We start from the raw sequence: 2262 nt of genomic DNA on the forward strand, positions 1-2262 counted from the left end.
CCCCCCTTCGTCATGCCGTCATGCGGGCTGAGAACTGCTGGCAGTCAGTTCACCGGCGACGGAACCTGTTGTAGAGAACCATCGCGCCCGGCTCGGGCCGTCCCTGCGGACGTCTGCCGCGCGAAATCGAGACGACATCACCCGCGGAGCCGGCGGCGAAGACGCGTGCTTCGCGTTCCTTCGCAGACATCCGAGACCTGACCTCGGTCTCGAGCTCCTCGTTCCGGGATTTGAGTGCATCGACCTGGTTCTGCAGATCGATGATCTTCTTGATGCCCACCAGGTTCACGCCCTCGTCCTGCGAGAGCTGCTGGATCAGCCGGAGTTTGGCGATGTCTCGCCCCGAGTACCGCCGGCCTCTGCCAGCGGTGCGCTCGGGAGTGACGAGACCCAGACGGTCATACTGCCGCAGCGTCTGCGGGTGCATTCCTGCAAGGTCCGCCGCCACCGAAATGACGTACACCGCTGCACTGGTCGATATGTGCATTGTGCTTCACCACCTCAACTGGCCTTGGCTTTGTCGAGCAGACCATCCCGCGGATCCTCGTTCTCGGTCGCGGTGCGGAATGATTCGACAGCTTCTTTGGCGTCCTTCGACAGGTTCTGCGGCACGACGATCTCCGCGGTCACCAGCAGGTCGCCGGTGCCCTTCTTCGATTTCACGCCCTTGCCGCGCAGACGCATGGTCCGTCCCGATGGTGTGCCTGGAGCGATCTTCATCGTCACCGGCATTCCGTCGAGCGTCGGCACCTTGACCTCGGCGCCCAGGGCAGCCTCGTCGAAGCTCACCGGCAGGTCCATCCGCAGATTGTCACCATCACGGGTGAACACGGGGTGCGGCTTGACCTTGATCGTGAGGATCACGTCGCCGGTCTCGCCGCCGTTGGGGCTGGCCTTGCCCTTACCTGCCAGTCGGATCTTCTGCCCGTCCTTGACGCCGATCGGCGTCCGCACGGTCAGAGGCTTCCCACCTGGCATGTTCAGCTTCACCGAGGCGCCGTTGATGGCCTCCGTGAATGACAGAGTGGTGTTGGACTTGATGTCCCCGCCCTTGACCGGCGGCGAATAGCCGCCTCCGAAACCACCTCCGCCGCCACCGCCGAAGCCGTTGAGAAGGTCTGCCAGGTCAGGGGGTACGTCTCCCCCGCCTCCACCGTAAGGTGAACGAGTCCGTTTCCGTCCGCCTCCGCCGAAGAGGTCGGAGAATACGTCATCGAATCCGCCGCTGGCACCGCCCCCGGGCCCGCCGGAACCGGTGAACCTGGCGCCGCTGCCCATGGCGCGGACCTGATCGTACTGTTCGCGAGATTCCTTGTCAGAGAGCACCTGATGGGCCTGGCCGAGCTCTTTGAACTTGTCTTCAGCCTTGGAATCACCGGGATTGGCATCCGGATGATACTTGCGTGCCAGCTTGCGATAGGCCTTTTTGATCTCTGCGTCGGAAGCATCTTTGGAGACGCCGAGGGTCTTGTAGAAGTCCTTTTCGAACCAATCATTCTGAGGACCGGTATTCACCTGGCACCTCCTTCCGTGTCTTCTTCATCAGTGTATTCAATTGTCTCCTCACAATCCGCAACCCCGGGATCTCGATCCCGGATGATCCGGACCGCCGCCGAGGTGGCTCCACATTGGCGGGACCACCTCGGCGAGGGTGTGGTTCTCAGTCTTCCGGCTGCTGCACGCCGACGCGCGCCGCACGGATGATGCGCTCACCCATACGGTAGCCCGGCTGCATGACCAGGAAGACGGTCGGAGTCTCAACATCGTCCGAAGGCTGCTGCATGAGTGCCTCATGCAGTCGCGGATCGAACTCGTCGCCGACCTCACCGTACTGCTCGACGCCGACCTTATTCAGCGAGTCGATCAGCTTGTTCACGTGGGTCTCGAAAGGCCCGGAGACGTCGCCGTTCTCCTGCGCCAGGCGCACCTCGTCGAGCACGGGGATCAGGGCTTCGACGGCCTTGATCGTGCCACCGGTTGCTGCCCGCTCGCGTTCGCGATCGGCCCGCATCCGGTAGGCGGCGTACTCGGCGTTGATGCGCTTGAGGTCGGCCAGGTGCGCTGCGGCCTCAGTTCCCGGTGCGGGTTCGGCGGCCTCTTCGCCCTGTGCTGCCTCGGTGTCGTTCAACGTCGAAGCATCGGCTGGAATGTCGACGCCGAGGTCACTGGCATCGGCCAGATTCTCATCGGCATCTTGGACGCCCTCGGCGCCTTCGGCACCGGCAGCGTCGTTCGCGGCATTCTCCTCACCGGCCTCCGCCC

General features: G+C 63.6%; 3 protein-coding genes. All 3 read right to left on the reverse strand.

Annotated features, from left to right (window positions below; genetic code table 11):
- Window positions 1-49 precede the first annotated feature (49 nt).
- Entirely contained in the window at window positions 50-487 is a 438-nt protein-coding gene (locus ACE03M_RS13605) for a heat shock protein transcriptional repressor HspR (protein ID WP_143920824.1), read from the reverse strand.
- 14 nt (window positions 488-501) lie between these two features.
- Window positions 502-1515 carry a DnaJ C-terminal domain-containing protein gene (locus tag ACE03M_RS13610; RefSeq protein ID WP_485934463.1) on the reverse strand — a complete coding sequence of 338 codons (1014 nt, stop codon included), beginning with the start codon at window positions 1513-1515 and terminating at the stop codon, window positions 502-504.
- Window positions 1516-1660: 145 nt separating this feature from the next.
- A partial coding sequence (locus tag ACE03M_RS13615; RefSeq protein WP_485934464.1) for a nucleotide exchange factor GrpE occupies window positions 1661-2262 on the reverse strand: 602 nt, incomplete at its 5' end.

The sequence above is a fragment of the Brevibacterium sp. AGC70 genome (assembly GCF_057334195.1).